General features: G+C 54.0%; 18 protein-coding genes, 1 pseudogene and 1 CRISPR repeat array (1 of these 20 only partly in view). Of the genes and pseudogenes, 11 read left to right on the forward strand and 8 right to left on the reverse strand.

The features are described 5' to 3' along the window. Positions 1-2: 2 nt before the first annotated feature. From HHUB_RS13950 to HHUB_RS17675, 4 genes are read left to right on the forward strand one after another with little or no spacing between them, the layout of a single operon-like run. On the forward strand, positions 3-1388 hold the full coding sequence (locus HHUB_RS13950; RefSeq protein WP_059058571.1) for a hypothetical protein: 1386 nt from the start codon (positions 3-5) through the stop codon (positions 1386-1388). A gap of 40 nt (positions 1389-1428) precedes the next feature. Next, positions 1429-1677: a toxin-antitoxin system TumE family protein gene (locus HHUB_RS13955; RefSeq protein WP_059058572.1), complete on the forward strand. Its 249-nt coding sequence runs from the start codon at positions 1429-1431 to the stop codon at positions 1675-1677. Then, positions 1670-2128: an HVO_A0114 family putative DNA-binding protein gene (locus HHUB_RS13960; RefSeq protein ID WP_059058575.1), complete on the forward strand. Its 459-nt coding sequence runs from the start codon at positions 1670-1672 to the stop codon at positions 2126-2128. The genes HHUB_RS13955 and HHUB_RS13960 overlap by 8 nt, the downstream gene beginning before the upstream one ends. Before the next feature lie 8 nt (positions 2129-2136). Continuing rightward, positions 2137-2283, forward strand: a complete 147-nt coding sequence (locus HHUB_RS17675; RefSeq protein ID WP_449271434.1) for a DUF7563 family protein — start codon at positions 2137-2139, stop codon at positions 2281-2283. Between the two features lie 449 nt (positions 2284-2732). On the opposite strand, the gene HHUB_RS16740 is transcribed toward HHUB_RS17675, so the two are convergent. Next, entirely contained in the window at positions 2733-2990 is a 258-nt protein-coding gene (locus HHUB_RS16740; protein WP_157534013.1) for a hypothetical protein, read from the reverse strand. A gap of 113 nt (positions 2991-3103) precedes the next feature. Between HHUB_RS16740 and HHUB_RS16145 the strand changes: the two genes are divergently transcribed. The 3 genes from HHUB_RS16145 to HHUB_RS13965 all read left to right on the forward strand — a co-directional run bounded on the left by HHUB_RS16145 (position 3104) and on the right by HHUB_RS13965 (position 6869). Then, positions 3104-3727, forward strand: a complete 624-nt coding sequence (locus HHUB_RS16145; RefSeq protein ID WP_082687271.1) for a DUF4145 domain-containing protein — start codon at positions 3104-3106, stop codon at positions 3725-3727. Between the two features lie 277 nt (positions 3728-4004). Beyond that, entirely contained in the window at positions 4005-5087 is a 1083-nt protein-coding gene (locus tag HHUB_RS16150) for a hypothetical protein (RefSeq protein WP_082687272.1), read from the forward strand. A gap of 531 nt (positions 5088-5618) precedes the next feature. Continuing rightward, entirely contained in the window at positions 5619-6869 is a 1251-nt protein-coding gene (locus HHUB_RS13965; protein ID WP_157534014.1) for a hypothetical protein, read from the forward strand. Positions 6870-7183: 314 nt separating this feature from the next. Here HHUB_RS13965 and HHUB_RS13970 read toward each other — a convergent pair whose 3' ends face one another. Then, positions 7184-8239 carry a phospholipase D family protein gene (locus HHUB_RS13970; protein WP_059058579.1) on the reverse strand — a complete coding sequence of 352 codons (1056 nt, stop codon included), beginning with the start codon at positions 8237-8239 and terminating at the stop codon, positions 7184-7186. A gap of 614 nt (positions 8240-8853) precedes the next feature. Here HHUB_RS13970 and HHUB_RS13975 point away from each other — a divergent pair. Then, positions 8854-9540: a hypothetical protein gene (locus tag HHUB_RS13975; protein ID WP_059058580.1), complete on the forward strand. Its 687-nt coding sequence runs from the start codon at positions 8854-8856 to the stop codon at positions 9538-9540. A gap of 114 nt (positions 9541-9654) precedes the next feature. Continuing rightward, the gene (locus tag HHUB_RS17380; RefSeq protein ID WP_059058582.1) at positions 9655-10869 is read left to right on the forward strand and encodes an HNH endonuclease; all 1215 of its coding nucleotides are present in this window, start codon (positions 9655-9657) and stop codon (positions 10867-10869) included. On the opposite strand, the gene HHUB_RS17550 is transcribed toward HHUB_RS17380, so the two are convergent. The 6 genes and pseudogenes from HHUB_RS17550 to HHUB_RS13995 form a co-directional block, all read right to left on the reverse strand. Then, positions 10870-10995, reverse strand: coding sequence for a hypothetical protein (locus tag HHUB_RS17550; RefSeq protein ID WP_272948288.1), 126 nt, complete (start codon positions 10993-10995; stop codon positions 10870-10872). 49 nt (positions 10996-11044) lie between these two features. Then, a pseudogene (locus tag HHUB_RS17385) lies at positions 11045-11161 on the reverse strand (radical SAM protein); the annotation flags it as partial. 282 nt (positions 11162-11443) lie between these two features. Beyond that, the gene (locus tag HHUB_RS16750) at positions 11444-12337 is read right to left on the reverse strand and encodes a hypothetical protein (RefSeq protein ID WP_157534015.1); all 894 of its coding nucleotides are present in this window, start codon (positions 12335-12337) and stop codon (positions 11444-11446) included. Between the two features lie 67 nt (positions 12338-12404). Next, positions 12405-12941, reverse strand: a complete 537-nt coding sequence (locus HHUB_RS16160; protein WP_082687274.1) for a tyrosine-type recombinase/integrase — start codon at positions 12939-12941, stop codon at positions 12405-12407. Positions 12942-12944: 3 nt separating this feature from the next. After that, a complete protein-coding gene (locus tag HHUB_RS16755) occupies positions 12945-13568 on the reverse strand; it encodes a hypothetical protein (RefSeq protein ID WP_157534016.1) in 624 nt (207 codons plus the stop codon). A 449-nt stretch (positions 13569-14017) separates the two neighbouring features. Then, a complete protein-coding gene (locus HHUB_RS13995) occupies positions 14018-14881 on the reverse strand; it encodes an HNH endonuclease (protein WP_059058587.1) in 864 nt (287 codons plus the stop codon). A 188-nt stretch (positions 14882-15069) separates the two neighbouring features. Between HHUB_RS13995 and HHUB_RS14000 the strand changes: the two genes are divergently transcribed. Both HHUB_RS14000 and HHUB_RS14005 read left to right on the forward strand, forming a co-directional pair. Continuing rightward, a complete protein-coding gene (locus tag HHUB_RS14000) occupies positions 15070-16218 on the forward strand; it encodes a hypothetical protein (RefSeq protein ID WP_059058589.1) in 1149 nt (382 codons plus the stop codon). Beyond that, positions 16215-17117, forward strand: a complete 903-nt coding sequence (locus HHUB_RS14005) for a hypothetical protein (protein ID WP_059058591.1) — start codon at positions 16215-16217, stop codon at positions 17115-17117. The genes HHUB_RS14000 and HHUB_RS14005 overlap by 4 nt, the downstream gene beginning before the upstream one ends. Before the next feature lie 801 nt (positions 17118-17918). Continuing rightward, positions 17919-19133: direct repeats of the CRISPR family, unit length 30 nt; unit sequence GCTTCAACCGCACTAGCGTTCTGCTGTAAC (it continues 2556 nt past the right edge of the window).

The raw sequence follows: 19133 nt of genomic DNA on the forward strand, positions 1-19133 counted from the left end.
TGGTGCCGAAGGCTGACGAGGTGGAACTCCTCGAGGCTATCTCGGAGAACTTCCACACGTACCTACGGAAGGGCGTTCGATTCGACCGCGTTATCGGGTCAGCTCATCCCGAACTCGATATTGATGATATCGAGGCACTACTCCGAATCCACTTCGTACTCACCGACTCGAGGGGCGACCCCGGAAACGTCGGTGTGATTGATTTCATGGAGACGTTGGAAGATCGTATCCGACGGATGAAGACTACGACGACCAGGGAATCTACCGAACTGCGAGGAGAAATCCGGGGACACATAGACTGGCAGCAGACGACGAAGAGACGAGCCAGAAGTGGGCGTCTCGAAGAACCTATCTTCGTATGTAATCAGCCAGAAGAGAACTACGATATCGACGAGAATCTCGTTTTGAAGCGGTTACTGGGCGTTATCTATGAGATTGTTTTCGAAGACCTAGAGCCGGTCATCGAAAATCCGTCAGAATACGAGTGGATTGATACATGGACGAAAGCAGATGCCGATGGAGCAAGGCATGATACGGAATCTGCCCTCAGTCTACTTCGGCGAATCTATGAACGGAATATCTACCTCCAGCAAATCGACGTCGATGATGTCGAGCTGACTCATCGGACTATTGAATCAGTCAAGCAATCCCGGTCAGAATTCTATCGCGAAGCCGCGGATTTACTTGACCAGTTCCGTCAACTGATGAATCAGCAGTTGGATAGCGAGGAGGCGCGTTCTATCCTCGATAATACGATTATTTCCCCAGAGAAGACCGAGGTTCTATTCGAATTATACTGGATTTTTCGCATTCTTCAAGCGTATGAGAACGTCGAATACCAGGTACTCTCAGACTGGAGCGAATCACCTTCCACGATTGCTACCTGGGAGAGCGATGACGCACGTTTCGTGCTTTCCCACGACAGTACTGGTGAAGGTCTTGCATTCAATGAAACTCCCGACGGTGAGACCATAGAACAAGACGGGTATCTCTACCGCATGAACGCCGTGTTGGACCAGTATCAAGATTTGTCACAACCGCTCCTCGGGCGTAACGCTCAGAATTCATTATGGGGTGGCCAGCCAGACATCGTATTGGAAAAGTACTCATCTGACGAAACGGGTGAGCGAAAGCTCGATCAGGTGTTCGTTGGTGAGGTGAAGTACTCACGTGATATGGATTACATTGCTACGGGACTGAGAGAATTGTTGGAGTACATGGCCTTCGTTAGGTCTGAGTCAGGGGATTATGTTGAAGAAACAGAGGATGTACTCAACTCAGTCTCAGTAAAAGGCCTGTTGTTCGTTGACTCGCTGAACCAGGAGACATCGTCTACGGGAGATATCGATATCCTACAGTATGGCGAGAAAGTTCGCAAAGTACTGTGAACCGCCTCGGGGTCGTCCGAAACGGCTATGCCGTTTCGTGATGACGAGAGATCGGAGATCTCTCGAACCACTTGACCCTGAGGCGGTTCACCGGTTCCAATACTACCATTCAGAGCAAGGCGAACTGCTCCGCTACGACAACGCCCACGACGACGATACACTCGGCTGGCACCACCGACACATCACACCCGGCGACGACACCGAAATCACGTTCCATTCGCTGACCACCCACATCGCTCGCTTCCTCACCGAAGTCGAGCACTACCCCACCAACGAAACCCATGACTGACACGCCTGACGACGGCTGGCCCGAGAAGTACCGCGACCCCCGCGACCGCCCTCACCCTGACGTTCTTCGCGTCACCGTCGAGGGTTTTGACCACACACGCGAGCAGACGCTTGCCGCTGCTGATGCAGTCAGCGATGGCGATGAGCAGCCGGCAGTCGTCTCGTTCGCGACGGTCGGCGAACTCCGGAAAGTCCTCACGAGCCGGCGTCTCGAACTCTTGAGTGTGCTTGTGGGGGCCGAGGGTGCCGCAGAGAGTATCTCCGCGCTCGCGGAGACGCTTGACCGCGACTACCGGACCGTCCACGACGACGTCACTCGGCTTGCAGACTACGGGCTGTTGTTCATCGTCGACGACGGACAGGCCAAACGGCCCTACGTTCCCTACGAACGAATCCACTTGGATGTTGAGTTGGTCGGGGCCGAATCCAGCGATGAACCCGCACCTGCCTGATCAAACGGATGCCTGAGTGCCAGAATTGCGGCGGGCACGTGACCTCGGAGTATGTTCGCGTGTTCACACCAGATGGCGTCGCGGAACCGCGTGCCTGCCCGAATTGTGAGGATAAAGTTCGTGGTCGCGATGGCGTGCGTGACTCGCGGAGCTGAACCGAGAGTTGTGCGGGATGCAGGTCGTGTAGCATCTATCGGGCCGTTCTGATGATAGTAGCGGGCTTTCTGGGTGGCGGTTGTATTATTGGGCGTCCGCTGGGGAATCGTAGTGAGTGGCTGTTGGTCGGCCCTGTTCGCCTTAACCAACACTCGCTGGCAGGAAGACCGGTTGTTGGTTAGCAAAAGCACTCGAACAGCACGTAGAAAGTGTGGCTAAGGCCACACCCAAAACACTCCGCACCGCCGCTCGGATATTCAGGAATTGGCAGAATCGCCGACGACTCGCTTGTCCTCGGTAAACGGCTCGGAATCTAACCTGAGCACGGCCTCGCTCGGGTCTCCGTCGCCTGCGATTTCTTCTCCCGGCATAACACGTACCGACTCGTCACGTCCTTATAGTAGAGCACGCAGTTGATCACTACACTTCCTAGGCCAGTGTCTTCCGACTACGAGAGGGGTTGCAAGTCCCGGGATTCGAATTCAGTTTCAATCGCATCGTAGGATTTCACCCATTCTTTTGGGCCAAAATTGAAGCTGACATCTGCCGGCGGATCAGCTCCTAGTTTACCATCTATTTCTACGTAATAGACGCGAACCTCTTCTTCAGATTCGTCATTAATATAATAGTAGTCCCGATCTATGACTTTCCTATCGCCTTCTTCTTTGAGCCATCTTGCAACGCGGATTTGTCGGTCGGGAATCATACACATCCACCTCAAGTTCGTGGTTATTGAATTTATTGGACCTATATTCGCCGAAGGAAAGTTCGAGACCATCTCCGGAAAAACTACCAAAGATAAATCAACAAAGTCTAAGCATGGAATCAGAATATGTTCCCCCAGAGTTCAATGAAAATGCATTCAATTGCCCACATTGTGGAGCATATGCTAAACAAACATGGAGTAAAGCAACACATAACAACGTTATAACTGGATTTGTTACCTCAAGATGTGCAAAATGCGGCTCATACTCAATTTGGGCTGAGCAGAAACTACGATATCCAATTTCCTCGACAGCACCACGACCACATAACGAGATGCCTGAAGAGGTGGCGCGTGACTTCAACGAAGCACGTGAAATCGTCGACTCATCCCCACGTGCTGCGGCGGCCTTACTACGATTAGGTATCCAACGCCTCTTAGAGAATCATCTTGAGACACCAGGAAACGGCATAAACAACGATATCGCACATTTGGTTGAAGACGGAAAAATAGGGAACCGAACTAAGAAGATGCTAGATGGCGTACGGATTACGGGGAATAATTCGGTTCATCCAGGAAGAATGGAAATGGATGATAATAGTGAGATGGCACATGCTCTTTTTAAGCTAACTAACTACATTGTAGATCAAACATTAGGGCGAGATAAGGAAGTCGAGGAGTTCTGGGAGTCACTACCGGAAGAAGACCGAGAAGGAGTTAGGAATCGAGACAGCAACTAGGTCAGTTCACAATAATTTCCCCACACAACCACCCGGTTGCACGCTAAGAGGGCTGATTTCCGAGATATGCACGCGAGATTGGGATCCTGTGTGAACAAAGTGTTGAGTTGAAGTTGGTTTGGAGAGATGGCAAATATTCAAGTATTCTAATCGTACCGAACATTTACATTGAAATAGTCTATTATTTATATGATATTGGATGTCAGACAGTGTTTAAGTCACTTGTCTCAGACCAGCTTCTGATTTTTCACCAGACTGCTACCAGAAACGGGAACATATGCTCGGGAATGCAATTGTATTGCCGCCAAGCATGTTTAAGGAGATGAATGTAGACCCGTACTGTTACATCCGAGCAAGATATGAGAATGGCGAGAGCGGAAAAATTCTCTATGCAATCCCCTTCTCAAGTGATTACAAGGGAGATTCAAAAGTTGTTGCAATAAGTACGAATTTGATGAAAGGGATTAATCCAGACCTTGAGGTTAAAGATAAGATCAAAATTGAACCAATAGATACACCCTGTTCAGACTCTCTCACAGTCTATCGGCCATATTCAGATCCTTATCAGGGTGTTTGCTATTTGGATCCAGACGTGCTTTCTAAGATGAATATAGAAAAGGGGAACGAAGTTGAAGTATACAATACGCAAACAGGCGGTCGAGTAAAACTCATCGCAGATACCTTGTTTGAGAGCGATCAGAATCCGGAGAAAGTTCGTATAGATCTCCATTCAAGAGATATACTTGATATAGACTTTGGAGAAACTGTGAGGGTACGGCCCGTAGTGGATGCTGATGATGAAAATAAAAGCACACTCATTCCTGGAGTTTTTGGTAAATTTCATGATAAGCTGCTAGAGTTCTTCGTTGGTTCCCGCCAGGTACTGCTAAGAGTGAAACAAGGGAATGATCAGGACGAATACAGGGGGATCATTAGAGTCAATGAATCTACTATGGGTTACCTAGGAGTAGAGGAGAACGACCGCCTGACAATTGAATGGAAAGGCAAAAAGGAATCCGTACAGTGTCTTCCCACATCAGACGACGACACGGAACCACTCACAGTGCAGGTCCCCAGCACAATCCGTGACAACATTGAAGTAAGCAACTTTGATGGAGTTAATGTGCGGCGGGATAGATGGTATATTTTCCAAAAACAAATCTCAGTTTCACTCTTGGGGATTCTTGGTGTTGTATTTGGGACGTTCCAAATTGCCACGGTTACATCAATCTCTGGTATTCTTTTAGAAAAAGTAGGAATTATCGGGAACCTCTTGCTTTTGTTGGGTGTGTCTGCAGTGCTTTCCATCCCAGTTATTTGGTCCCTTCTTCTTCCAGTCCGAAGTGAGGTAAATAACTGAGATATAGGTGCTCAGTTGTGGGATACGCGCATTCCACTTGCATACCAGCATGAAATCTCCAGTTCGGTGGCAAGCGCAACTAGGGCTACGGTGAGGTCGAGCCGAAGGGATACGCAGATGGTTGACCTTGATGAACTGGATTACTCGCGGCTTGAAAGTGCGGAGACTATCCGTCTTTAGCTAAACGTATAATCACAAGACGGTATCGGGGTCGACGTGGGGGCCAATTTGCCGGGTGTTGAGATTGATTTGGGAGACTAAGCGGTTCTCGTGAGGATTCATTGATCTGCCAGAACGGCGTTCACTCGGCTCTGTCGGCTTAGCTAAAGACGAATGGTGCGGAGACGTACCTCATCAAGTTGGTGACGCCGTTCGTGTTGAACGGTTTGCCTGCAAGGTTCAACCGCACTAGCGTTCTACTGTAACAGTTGCGGCGAGGACTTCCACGTATAGCTGTTCCCCGACATAATCGACGGGAAGAGGAAGTGCGAATGACGAATTATTATCCGAGGTGGAAGAGGACTGCACACTATGGACTATAGAACGATACCAGAATTAGAGGATTATTTTGATGGTGGAATTGAGACACCAAGGAGCGAGAAGCTGAAAGTTCTCGTGAACTATCTACGCGAGGTCTCTGAACTGATTGAAAACAGTCGTCTGTCAACAACTGACCCTGAATACATTGGTTATCTCAATAGGTACTGTTCGCAATCAAAGCACGTATCGCGGATTCACAGAAACGACCTACTAGAATTGTTAATTCCTGAGAGTGCAACTTCGTCGCCAATGGATTTGGGCGACTCTCCAATGGGACCTTTCCGCAGAGAGGTCATCTTTGGCGCGTTCTATATGTTAATCCGGGTTTCACTAGATGGTACGGCTGACTTCTTCACCCTCAGACAAGATCTAACTGAGTTCGAACGAGAATTCTCTGATCGGCCGATTTATCAGTATCTACGTTCGGAAGTCTATCTTCGTGGGTTCAAGACCGACCACTACCGAACGGCGATCTCCTCTATTGACAGCATTATCGACGACTCTTGCACCAATCCACGATTCTACTCTAACTTTGCACAGGGAGTGGCAGACTTCTACTACAGTGGTCCAACCGAATCCTTGAACATCAACACTCTACCAGAGGAACGTAGCGAAGTGCTATCTGTTGCCAAGGAATATTCGCAGAAGGCTGTTACTCTCTCCCCTGACGATTCGGAGTTCCACGCAATCCGAAGTGAGATTTTAGAATTGATGGACGACTTTGAGACCGCAGAGAAGGAAATCAACAGGGCACTGGAATTGCACCCAGAGGAGGAGGATTCCGACGCTGGTGATGCGTACAACTACTATAAACAGTTGAACAGTCTGAGGGAGACACGACGAAACGCCGAACGTGCAGACAGGGCTCTTGAAGAAGCGAAGAGTGAATTAGAGGATTTCAAGAGTTCAACTGAAGAACTCGAGAACGAACTCAAGGAGCGAATGGAACGATTCCGAAATCAGACACTCCGCTCGATCGGCTTCTTCGCGGGCCTCATTGCAGTAGTAGTTACATCGGCACAGGCAATCCTGAGTACGCTATCTGTCGCGGACGCAAGCCGGGTGTCTCTTGTATTGACTGGAGGATTAGTGGTCGCGTTTTCGGGACTCGGTGTTGTGTTATCGGAGGAAAGTAACGACTGGGTGCGACTACTCGTCGTCGCTATTCTAGGCGTCTTACTCATCGGCGTGGGGCTTCTTACACCCCAGTTGGTTGACGGGACGGTTTCTATTCTGGGTTAACATCGAACGGTCTCGGCTCAATTACGGAATAAGCGAAGTCTATAGAGCCGCTAAACATATTCACTATGGATAGGTTGTGAGTCGTGAGTGCTTATCCCCCCTCAATCACTGCTTTAACCAACACCCCAGAGAATTCGTTTCCGAATACGCACACAAGCCCGTACTCGCTCGTGTGCATATCCACCGTCGATCATCCTCGAACTACAACCGAAGCAACTCTAACTGGACCAGATTCCCTGAAATCACCCCGATATAGCAGTTCCAGTAACCCAAATTTAGCCCGTGAAACGGACTCGTGTGTACGAGCCCGCCCGCTACTCTCCCGTCCAGATGAGCATCTGATCGTCACCGCGGCCCTCTCTGCGGACCTCGTCGGTCGTCCGCCACAGAACGCGTAGGTCGGCATCAAAGCTCCCCGAAATGTTCACATCGAGCTGCTCACGCAGGATGTCTTTCAGCTCGCCCTTCCGGATTCGGCCTTCCTCCCGGATGATTCGCCGCATGAAGTTGACCTGGTTGTCGTTCTCGCTAATCAGCTGCTTGTAGTAGTCCCGGTCAGTCTTCGTCGGGAACGTCCTAACCGGGGGAATGTCCGGCATCTCCTCTCGCTCCAACTGGTATTCGTCCAGCGACTCTAACTTGTGCGTCCCTTCACTCGATTCCTCGCTCGGAGTAGATCTTCCCGAAGACCCGGAGGAAGACAGAGATGGAGCACTCTGTCTCGGCACGTCCGCCTTATACGAGGGGGAGCCTTCCCCAGACGCGCCCTCAGTCGAATTCGACTCGGCAGCGCGTTGCTGACGTTGTTCCGCCTCAGTATTGACTTTCCCATCGTCGACTAAGTCGCTGATGAGGTCGTCAGAGAGGGTGTTCCCATGACGCTCGATCTGTTCGAGGTACTGTTCGAGGTCGGCGACTGCGTCGGCGTTCTTGTCGACCTCAGCTAAGAAGGCGGCCTCATAATTGGTGTACAACCCATCTTGCGTCAGATTTCCGGACCCGACGAGCACGCGTACTCGCTCAGGTCCATCGAAGTAGAACAGCTTGGGGTGGTACGTGCTGCCGGCGTGATAGATGAAGCCGCTCAGGCCCGACTCCAGAATTCCCTCAAGTGCGTCTTTCGTGGTGACTTTCTCGTCGACTCCGACGTAGACTTCCACGTCGTCGACGCTTCCAGACTGGACCATCGCTTTGAGGTGCTGGACACCTTTCTCGGTCGCAAATGCGACGGCAGCGACTGCTCGATTGAACCGTGAGTCAGCCAGCGACGCTTCGACGGCGTCCCCGATCGAGGAAATCTCCGGGTCGTCGAGAAGCTGGCCCGCGGATTCGCTGTCTGTGCTGAATCCTTGCCCGATGAACGCGTCCATTAGGTGATAGTTCGCGGCTTGCCGGTTTAGTAGTTAGCCACCACAGACCCACTCAAGGGAGTCGGGCGTCTCGTGGAAAGTGGGCCGAGGGGTGGCGAATCAGATTCGATTTGAGGCATCCCAGACCGCAATCGGAGTTCCCGCGGACACGTCGAAACGGATGTCAACTACTCCATCGGGTAGCGGTCCAGATGTGATTTGGATTGGTCACTGTGTGGTGTTCTATGTATACTGTACTATATCGCGTAGTAACTTTCACGCACTCTATACAGTGATTCGCGTGCCTTCGTACGGTTCGTAAACGCGCGAGTGTGAATACGTGCCCGACGCGGGCGTACCGGGGGTGCGCACCCGCGTTCACATCCACACCCCGTGGACGAGCGCACCGGCGCGGTACCGCGCCGGACGCGCCGCCGCTCGCGCGCTCTCGCGGCCGTTCGCGCATCTACGAGCGCCCGCGTTCGTACTGGTACGTACGGGCGAGCAAACGACCGCGAGCGCTCCCGTACTCGCGACACACGCGAGATTCACGTCCGCGTCAGGAGCGCCGAAAGCGAACTCCCAGAGGGTGTCTCCGATAGACACTTTGCACGACGGAAAACAGGTTCGACGAGATGGACGAGGACTCCGTGACGAAACGCGAGGTGTGGGACGACTGGGTCTCGAAGTACGTCGACACTGGCGACCCAGTGCCGCTGTTCGAGACTGACGAGGAGGGCGTCGTCCAAGTGAAGGCCCACGGGCAGGACGACCGACCGATCCTCGAGCGCAGTCAGGAGATGGAGGAGTTGCTCGCGACGGAAGGGCGGAAGGTCGTCGAGGACTGGCAGCACGATGACGACACCTACGAGGGCGTCATCTACCTCATGTACACGCTTGACGGCGACACCGTCGTCCCGCGGTACGTGGGGAAAGCGGGCAAGTACGGGCGCGACGACGAGCGGCTGAGCGCGAACCTGAAGAACGTCCGGACGAACCGGTCGAAGTTCGCGCGCTGGGGCGACGGCTACGCCTACCACCTCGGGGAGCTGAGCGCCGCCCTCCTTGACCACCACGACGACTCTAGTGTCAACCGCGACGACGATCCGCGGGGGAAGTATCAGGCGTGGGCGGACGCGCTCTTCGAGGGCGATTCGCGGACGCTACGCGAGCCGGTGTACTTCTGGGTGCGAGCGTGGCGCGAAGACGACACCGGGCCGTTCTACGGCTTCGAAACTTCGCTGGAAGCACTCGAGTACTACCTCATCGACCTCGCCTCCGACCTCTACCCCGAGCACGTGCTGAATACCGAGGGCGTCTGAGTCCGGTTCATACTTGCCCGAACCGGCGACATCATCGAGGATGTAGTGTGGACAGAATGTGTGGCGGAGTAAGTTTTAATAGCTATCCGCATTGACTACAGTATGCGTCCACAAATGAGTGAGAAAGACATCACCGACCGAGTCGAGGAACTGCACGAGAAGACTGCCCTCAGCGAACAGGAAGCGCGCGTTCAGGCCCTCCGCGAACGCGGCCTCGAACGACAGGAGATTGCCGCCGAGCTGGACATCGCGAAGAGCACCGTCCGCGAGTACGTCAAACGGGTCGACAACAAGCGGCGCGAAGCGAAATCCACGGCCAGCGCCCTCGAAGGCGACAGCGAAGACGAAGGCTCCGACGAGGGGCGCTACCCGCGGCTCTTCCTCGCGCCGTGCAGCAACGAACACGCGCAAGAGCACTTCGAGAACACCGTCCTGACTGGCGTCTCCGTCGCGGACTACGAGGACGAGATCCCCGAGCAACTTCAAGACAGCGAGCGCATCCCCATCTGGGGAACTGGCGAAGGGAACGCCACCGCCGCGGAAGCCATCGAGCCCGGCGACATCATCGCCTTCTACGTCGGAGACAAGACCTACTCGCACATCGCGACCGTCCGCTCGACCGAGGTCAACGAAGACCTCGCGCGCAGCATCTGGCGGGACAAGGAAGGCGACACCTGGCCGTACGTCATCTACCTCGACGACCCCGTCGAGGTCGACCTCGACAGCGTCGCGTTCCACGACGACATCGGCTACGACATCGCCTACCCGCTCGGCTTCACGCGCGTCGACGAACAGCGCGTCGACGAACTCCGCCTCCAGCACGGCTCCCTCGAGGACTACTTCGAGAGCGCCCGTGCGCGCCACGCGTTCGAAGAAGGCGAGCAGCTCTCCATCGACATGTACGTCGGCGGCGAGGGCGAGACCATCGACTCCGTCAACGCGGACGAAGACGACGAGCCGTCACTGGCGGAACTCCGCGAAATCGCCGAGAAGGACGGCTCCGAGACGACCACGACTACGACGACCACGACGACTCGGTACGACCGCTCGGCCGCCGTCAAGGCGTACGCACGCGCACGAGCCGACGGCGTCTGCGAGGGCTGCGGGAAGGACGCGCCGTTCACGAGCCGCACCGGCGACCCGTACCTGGAAGTCCACCACGTCTTCGAAGTCAGCGACGAGGGACCCGACAAGCCCGACGCCGTCATCGCGCTCTGCCCCACCTGCCACCGCCGCGTCCACAACGGCGAGGACGGCAACGAGTACAACCGCGAACTCATCGAGACGCTCGACGACATCGAGTCCGACCTCGACCTCGAGACGGCGTAGTCAGCGCTGATACGACTGCAACTGCTCGGTGATCTCTTCGGCGGCCTCCTCGTCGAATCGCTGCTCGTTGGCAGCTAGCTTCTCCTCGACAGCCTGCTCAAGGTCGATGTCGAGCGTCGACGCCATCCCCAGACAGTGAACCGCCTCGGGGTCAAGCCCCGAGGCTTCCCGTGGGTTAGTCGGACACTCCCATCCGACCATCGGCCTGATAGCCTCGAACGGTCGATTGGGTCACGGTCGGGGCGTCCACGGCCCCCGATGCCCGCCGTCGCACCTTCCGCACGGTGGGAAGGACGCGGCGACGTTCCAACGGGACGCGTCGCTTCAACCGCACTAGCGTTCTGCTGTAACCCGCCGCGTGAAGTCCACCAGCCATGCCCACTCACCACTTCAACCGCACTAGCGTTCTACTGTAACGACGGCGGCCTGAAACGACGACGCCCACGAGACGCGCTTCAACCGCACTAGCGTTCTACTGTAACGCCGCCTACAAGCTACCCATTCGGAACAGCCACGCAGGCTTCAACCGCACTAGCGTTCTACTGTAACTCTCTTAGGCCCCTTCTACTCTCAGTTACAGGTCATCGCGGTTGCGTAGTTCTTCAGCCCACGACGGAACATCGTCAAAACGAGCGCTGCCTATCGCTGGGGCGAAGTTTGAATTGTGTAGACTGGTATTTTCAAATACAGGGGTTTCTGGAGCGTCATCATCCTCATAATATGATATTATCTCGCAGAGGATGTCTATATGACGCTCAACAGAAACGCTCGCAAACGGCCCGACTTTTTTAGTCTCTTTCTCCACGTGTTCTGGTTCGCTCCTTTCTTTCATATCCTGTATATTTTGGCCCATATCCAGAATAGTACCATACAACGGAGAGTTTTCTAATTTTTGAAAAGAGTGAGTCATATCAGAATCCATTGAATACCTATATTTCGTAGATATTCCATTAACGTTTTCTTTGAATTCTTGGGTCTCGTCCATACTGTAAGTAAGCCAATTTTGCTCTTTAACAGCAGGAGCAGAGGCACTAAAGTCCATATTCTCAATTATCTCTGGGAAGTCACTTTGAAGAAATTCTTTCCACGAAGATGGCATCTCTTCTGGCCTTTCAGACCGGCTTGCCGTGTACCACTTGGCGAGAAGATGGAGGTGTGAGGCTAAAGGAGAACGGAACTCCTGTAATGCTATGTTCTTAATTCTCTCTTTCTCTTTTTGCTCTTGGTCCCTGAATGATTTATCGACTACTATTGCTGTTAGATATGAACCTAAAGTCGCCGCAGTTAGTCTACTGAACCAAGTTCCCAGATGTTGATTATCCAGCAACACTAAAGAAACCACATGCATTATAAAACCTGTCGCTGATATAGCGAGTAGCACAACATATGGCCACTGAAAGAAGGTAGATATTCCATTAAGATTTTTATCTGGCATATAATCATACTCCGGCGTTTCTTCAAACGCCAATCCGCTGCTACCTGTCCTATAGAAATTATTCCTCTCTTATCAATCTTCATTACCGCAACGAAGACAATCAGATATGACCAGAAGATGCCTGTGTGTAGGTGCCAGCCTCACACGAGTCAGAGTCTCGACCGTGTAGGCACTCCTTCCCATAAGCACAGAGACGGGAAACAGCATACACCATCTCCCGAATCTTCGACCTGTGCATCCGTCCGTACTGAGTCGTGAAGAGGGGTTCCCGTCCGTGGTGGTCGGTCACCTCGTCACGGGGCACATTGATGTAGTCTTCCAGCACTTCACACACCTCTTCGGAGAGGGCACAGATACGCTCTCCAGCCTGCTTGTTCTTCAGGTGCGTTCCAGTGTCAGGCCGATGCCGGATTTTCAGTGCTTGACTCTCCCGGTAGAAGTCGGAAACATCCATAGAGTGGGCAGCACCCATCCGACAGCCGGTATGCCACAAGACCGCAAAGAGCGTGTGGCGCTTCGAGGCGTGTTCGCACTTGCTGAGGTAGCGAAGAATGTGTTTAGCCCGTTCTGCCCCAGGCATACTGTTACTGACCGCCTCTTCGTCTTCGACCGATTCTTGAAGGAGGAAAATTTCCACCTTTCACTCCCAAGCCGTTTTACAATACTCACGGGGATGATAATAAATATCGCCGTCATGTTCCCGCTTCTGTAATGCATCTATTCGAAGGAACTTCGAAACAGCCTGCTCAATATCAGATTCATCGAGAGCAATTTCCAAGTTGACCTCATCAACTTCCTCATCGATAAATTCTGGGAGAGTGGCAGCAGGGGTCCAGCCGTCCTCATCTTGATGTTTCCAAATTATCCAGTATACGAATGCTTCCTCTGTGGTAATATCTATCGAGAACCCTCGCCAAACTGAGGCCCAGAGAACTATCGCCGCAGCTGGTGCGAGTACGGGCATTCCAACAGCAGAGCCGACAGTTAAAGATCCAGAAGCAGCTATCTCAAGGATCTTAGTCGGATGGTACCTGATATTACCGGGCTTCGTGCTTTTGCCTCCTGTCTTCGTGGAAACCATCAGTTTGATACTCGTATCTTCTTCTGGGCCTTTGACCTGAACTGAATCCTCAACAATCTTATCCGCGAACTCCTCTAATTCTTCTTCCCCAAGGTCGACATCTAACTCAGAAAGCTCCTCAACCAAGTCATTCTGAATAGTTTCCTCTTTTTCTTTGGCTCGTTCGGTATCACGGTAGGTCATATGAGATAGTGGTATTGACATCACAAAATATCTTGTCTGCTACAAGGGCCGGTATCCCACTGCCAAACATTCTTTCAACCAGCGCGCATCACGTATAAATATATGTGGAAGATGTCGCGAACACCGGTTCGGAGACCGCTAAAATTCTCAACAGACGAATAGTCGGAACTGTGTTCAGGTGTCACCGGGGGTAACTACTTATCTGTTCCATTTTCTCCTCCTCGGTCAGTTGGAAGTAGTGTTTTCGAGCGTTTCGGGAAGGAGTTCACACGGTCAGATGCCTCCTACTTAGGCCATCATTTCGAAGGAGGTATGTGATAGACTCTCTCCGAATATCGTCGGGAGAGACACTTGCTTGCCTGCATGTAGGTCGCTGCCTCGCAAGAGTCTGTCTACTGTCCCCAAGACCTCCATATTCCGCTTCTCACCGCGTTTCGCATTTAACCGCACTAGCGTGATAGAATCCGGCGGTTCCGCTTTTCGGCCTTCTCGATGAGTTCCTGGTTGAACTCGTCGCCGTTCTTGCCCCCGTGACGGCGGCGGTGGCAGTTCGGACATAGCGCGATGACGTTCTCGGGGTCGTCGAGACCGCCATCACTCAGCCGGTAGAGGTGATGGACTTCCAGATATGGTCGACCAGCGGGAGTCTCGAACGGCGCCTTCTCACCGCAGCCCTGACAGACGCCGTCGGCGTCGGCGAGCGCAAACTGGCGAACGGGTTCGGATCGACTTCGGCTGCTGTCGCTCGAACTTCGCGTCGAGGCCGTGGTAGTATCAGGCTGCGAAGCGGACTGCTTTGCGGCGTGGAACAGCTCCTCCGGAGAGCCGCCTTCGTCGACTTCGACCGTCGTTTGGGTTCCACCGACGGGTACGAGTTCGAACTGGAACGCGCGGCGGTACTCGTCGTTCTCGTCTTTCAGTTCGCGTGGCTCGACGTTCTCGACCTCGTACTCGCCGACGTAAGAGACGACGGAAACCGGGTTCTCGCGAACCTCCTCGAAAACGTGGACCGCGTCGCCGTACTCGCGGTGGTTCTTCAGCCGCTTGTTCATCCCCGCCATCTCTTGGTCGCCCGTGCGCCCGACGCCCGTGTAGACGAGCGTGCCGTCCTGGCGGAACTCGTCTTCGTAGCCGAACTCTTCGCCCGGGTCGCCAGTGAACACGAAGACTATCGGGTGGTCCGCCGGCGACGAGATGCCCTTCTGTCGGTTCCCTTTGTACGCGTCGTGGAGCCCGCCACGCCGGTACCACTGCCCGACCGTGAACTCGTACGACTCCGGATTCTCCGGCACGTCGACGACATCAGTCTTCATTGGTAGAACCGTCTCAAGTCCGCGGGATGTACCTTCCGCAGCGTTCCAATGCAGCGTATCTACGGTTGGCAGGGTTCATTTCTGAATCCCATTACGGGCGAAGATATAATATAGGTGAAGGTTGACACATAGTAGGTTGTGAGTAAGTGGCCAAACTAATCAGGGGCCTTCAATAACTACCCAGCAATATGAACATCGAGCCATCAGACATCCGGAACTCCGATACCAGAGACGTAGTGTTGGACCTCATCAGCGAGGTGACGAAGTCTGGTGAGGATATGGAGGAGAAGGAAACGAGAGGCGACAAGACGACCGATTTGAAGCTATACATCGTCGATTCTTCTGAAGATCTGCAGGGACGCTTCTCGGAGGCGGGTCTCGACGTTGCTGAGGATGAAAACACGAAGAAGGCGGCGAGGGACTTCTTCCAGCACGTCGTCATTGAAGAGGAATCGGTGAACGAGGACATTACCTTCCTCAAGGTCACGACCCCTCGCTACGAGCGGACAGACGAAGCTATTGTCATCGACCGTGGTGACGCACTCTGGTTCCTGACGACCGAGCTGAAGGAGTGGCTCGAAGACACGATCGAGAATGTCATCAAATATCTCCCGCAGCTGGAGCGCGTATATCTCCCCTCCAAGGATTTGGAGGATTCGATGCGGGGCATCGTGGACTCCGAAATTGCAGGGTTCACGGCAGAATACCACTCCCAGCACAAAGACCGCGATGCGACCCTCCAGTTCCACGGCGCGGAGACAGGTGACCTGAATACGGCTGAGGAAGCGTTCTCCGCGACGCCAACCCGTATCGAATTCAACCAGAAGAACAGCCCTACGACGGCGATTCAAGGGTCTGGATCGAATGATGGATTCGCCAAGTTAGAAAGCGTTCGCGAGGGGTCTGAAGGGAAAGCAGCAGATACCCTGCTCAACATCTCGAATGAGTTCGTAAAGCGGGGTACTGAGCAATTCGCGGTGAATGCGGACACGAGTTGGACGCTTCTCGAACCGGGGTTCGTCGTAGACGAATTCACGAGCATCGAGCTACATAGTCCAGAGCGTGATGAGGCGGAGTTCCTCGACGAGGAGCTTGAGGAGGAGGTTCTCTCGAAGAATCGCTATCAGTACGGCCGATGGGGCGAGGACACGTTCTTCGTTTACGACAAGGAACACGAGGAAGTCTTCGAGTTAGGCATCGAGTCGACAGAATTGGTGCTCCACGCCCGTGAGTCGACGACTGCGCTGAGCCTCCGTTCGTTCTGTAGAACCGTTCTCGACACGTTCGACTCCACGTACTCGGTCAGCAAAGAGGAAACCCGGGTGAAAGCGCAGTGAGCGGCGGGAAAAGTTGGTCCCGCCAGCGAGGCGAAATTGACGCCTATAACGCCTTCCTGAGCGCGTATCCGGCCCGGAACAGCGACCGTGGCTTCTTGGACGAAGGCTACCGACTCACGAACTTCTTTCCGACGATCGACAACAGCTTCACCGAGACTGCAGTTGAGCCTGACTTCTCCCTATACGACGGAGAGACGCTCATTCTGGCCGAAGTGAAACAGGGAAACAACATCGAGCCGCGGGACGTTAAGCAGGCGAAGCGACTGGACTCAGTCTCCATCGATGCTGCGGAGGAGTACATCGACAAGATAGACGTTGACGGCCGGTTTGGCTTCTCAGGAGACGTATTCTCTACGGAGCCGTTGATCTACTACGACGAGTTGGACAGCGAGTACGTAGATGACTGCCGGAACAAGTGGGAGGATTGTCGAGAGCAATTAGAGGAACTGGAGGAATACTGCCCTGTTCTTGGGCGAGAAGGCCAGCAGACGCTGCAGGTGCTCGCGGGAGAGTTCGGCTCAAACTACCTGCAGGAGTGGTTATCGGCCGGGATTGAGATGGCTGAAACGCCGCGAGTGACGGTGACGATGACAGACGGGCTGGAGATCGAGAGCATCGCAGTTACCATCTGTCGCGTGTGGGGCGAACGGGCTGTATCCGAGCCGGTTACAGTCGGAGTGAGCGAGCTGCGGACGCACTTCAACTATCGAGATCTCGAACCCGGGCGCGTGAAATCAGCATTCGACCTGCTCGACGACCTCGGCGCATGTGATCGCGTAGAGAACCGCGAAATCGAGTTCACACCCGGCCACATGCCAGCGATTCTGGACATCGAGTCGCTAATTACCGACCAGAGTGGCGGCGACGAAGATCAAGGAAGCCTCGACGAATTCTTCTAAATATTGGGTGGCGTCTTGTCCAGCACTGGCTCACGTCTGGTGCTGGACGGGCCGACTGTCAGGTGGCCCTGAAGTCAGGGACGCTGAACGCGAATGGCGAGTTCACGCCTGCCACGGTTCGTGGCCAGAGCGGGAGTCCACTGACAAGCCCACCCCTTTAGGGGTCGGTTCCTGACTTCGGACGCAGTACAAATGGGGCAAGCCAATCGTCTCAAGCGTCACTTCTATACGAAACGCCGCTGTCGGTTACGGTAGGATAATGGGCAATCGCTACAACCACGAAAATTCCGGGGAGCGCTTAGACCGCGACGAATCCGGAAAATTCGTCGAAGGAAGTCGCGGACCGTTGGGTAGCGCATACGAAGCCCTACGTAGTCGATTCTCCAACCTTTAGCGTTCACACCTAATTTTTCTCTCCTGTGTGGCTTCGGTTCTTTAAGCGAAACTGTTAGCCCACGCTCCACAAATCACGGGGGGTTGCACGCTAAGAGACCGAGTTTCCCTAATGTCACACGAGACCGATCCTGTGTGAACGAGCCGTTGGAAAGATTGGAGGGGGAATTCGTTCAAACGTTGATTCGTGGAGACACGTGTCCTCAGTGTGTCTTGTTCAAACGACTGGAGAAGCTCAAATAGCTCGCAGTCACTCCGCTAACACGGACTTAACCAACATCTACCGCAATATTCGGCTAGTGTTGGTTAATACTGGGGGCGAAAATGGATAGCACCGACCCAAGCAAAACCAGTCCGCTACGCGTTTGCTGCGTCTCGCTCGGCCCCCGTCGACAGCAGTATCCTGAATCTGCAACCGCTCTAGCGTTCTGCTGTAACCCAGCAACCGCCGCCCCCCAGCCCGTCACAGCATCCGCTTCAACCGCACTAGCGTTCTGCTGTAACGGTGCTGGAAGTGGGCGAGCGTGCGGACCTCGGGCTTCAACCGCACTAGCGTTCTGCTGTAACTGCCGCCGGCCGCTCAGGCCGCGAATACGGGTTCGGGCTTCAACCGCACTAGCGTTCTGCTGTAACGTGACTCCCCATGCGAGTTCTGCGCGCGAACGCGGCTTCAACCGCACTAGCGTTCTGCTGTAACACAGTTGCCTGCTTGTCGGCGCTGTCCCACCCGCGGCTTCAACCGCACTAGCGTTCTGCTGTAACGGTCGCGGTCGCCCGCAGCCTCGAAGTTCGGGGCGCTTCAACCGCACTAGCGTTCTGCTGTAACAACTGCTGGATGTGCTGCCTATCATCCCCGAATATGCTTCAACCGCACTAGCGTTCTGCTGTAACTGCCAGCGGGCGCCGTTGCGGCTTTCGAGGTCCGCTCTTCAACCGCACTAGCGTTCTGCTGTAACTAACGCGAATCATAACCCGCGTAGGGTCATAATCGCTTCAACCGCACTAGCGTTCTGCTGTAACTCGATCTGGTGTGCTTCGCCGTCGACGAGCTGATAGCTTCAACCGCACTAGCGTTCTGCTGTAACCGCGCCGGAGAGATCTGCCACAGCTCCGAATCCTGGGTGCTTCAACCGCACTAGCGTTCTGCTGTAACACGTCGTTCTCGTTCCGCGAGCTGGACGCGGCTGCAGCTTCAACCGCACTAGCGTTCTGCTGTAACGCGGCGAACTCCGGCAGCTCCGTAGACTCACTCTCGCTTCAACCGCACTAGCGTTCTGCTGTAACGCTCCTCGAGTTCATTCAATGCGCGGTAAAGGGTAGCTTCAACCGCACTAGCGTTCTGCTGTAACGCCACGACCGAGCCCCTTAGTCCTACCTTCGGAGAAGCTTCAACCGCACTAGCGTTCTGCTGTAACACGCCGATGGTTTCCGGCTTCGCAGGCAGGTACTTGCTTCAACCGCACTAGCGTTCTGCTGTAACGGCTGATTATAGCCGGATGTTTTTAGTCGGTACAGGCTTCAACCGCACTAGCGTTCTGCTGTAACTGCGGTTCTCCTGGGCGTCGCTCGACCGTAGCCATGCTTCAACCGCACTAGCGTTCTGCTGTAACCTTCGATTTCGTT

The organism is Halobacterium hubeiense (genome assembly GCF_001488575.1).
GTDB classification, from domain to species: Archaea; Halobacteriota; Halobacteria; order Halobacteriales; family Halobacteriaceae; genus Halobacterium; species Halobacterium hubeiense.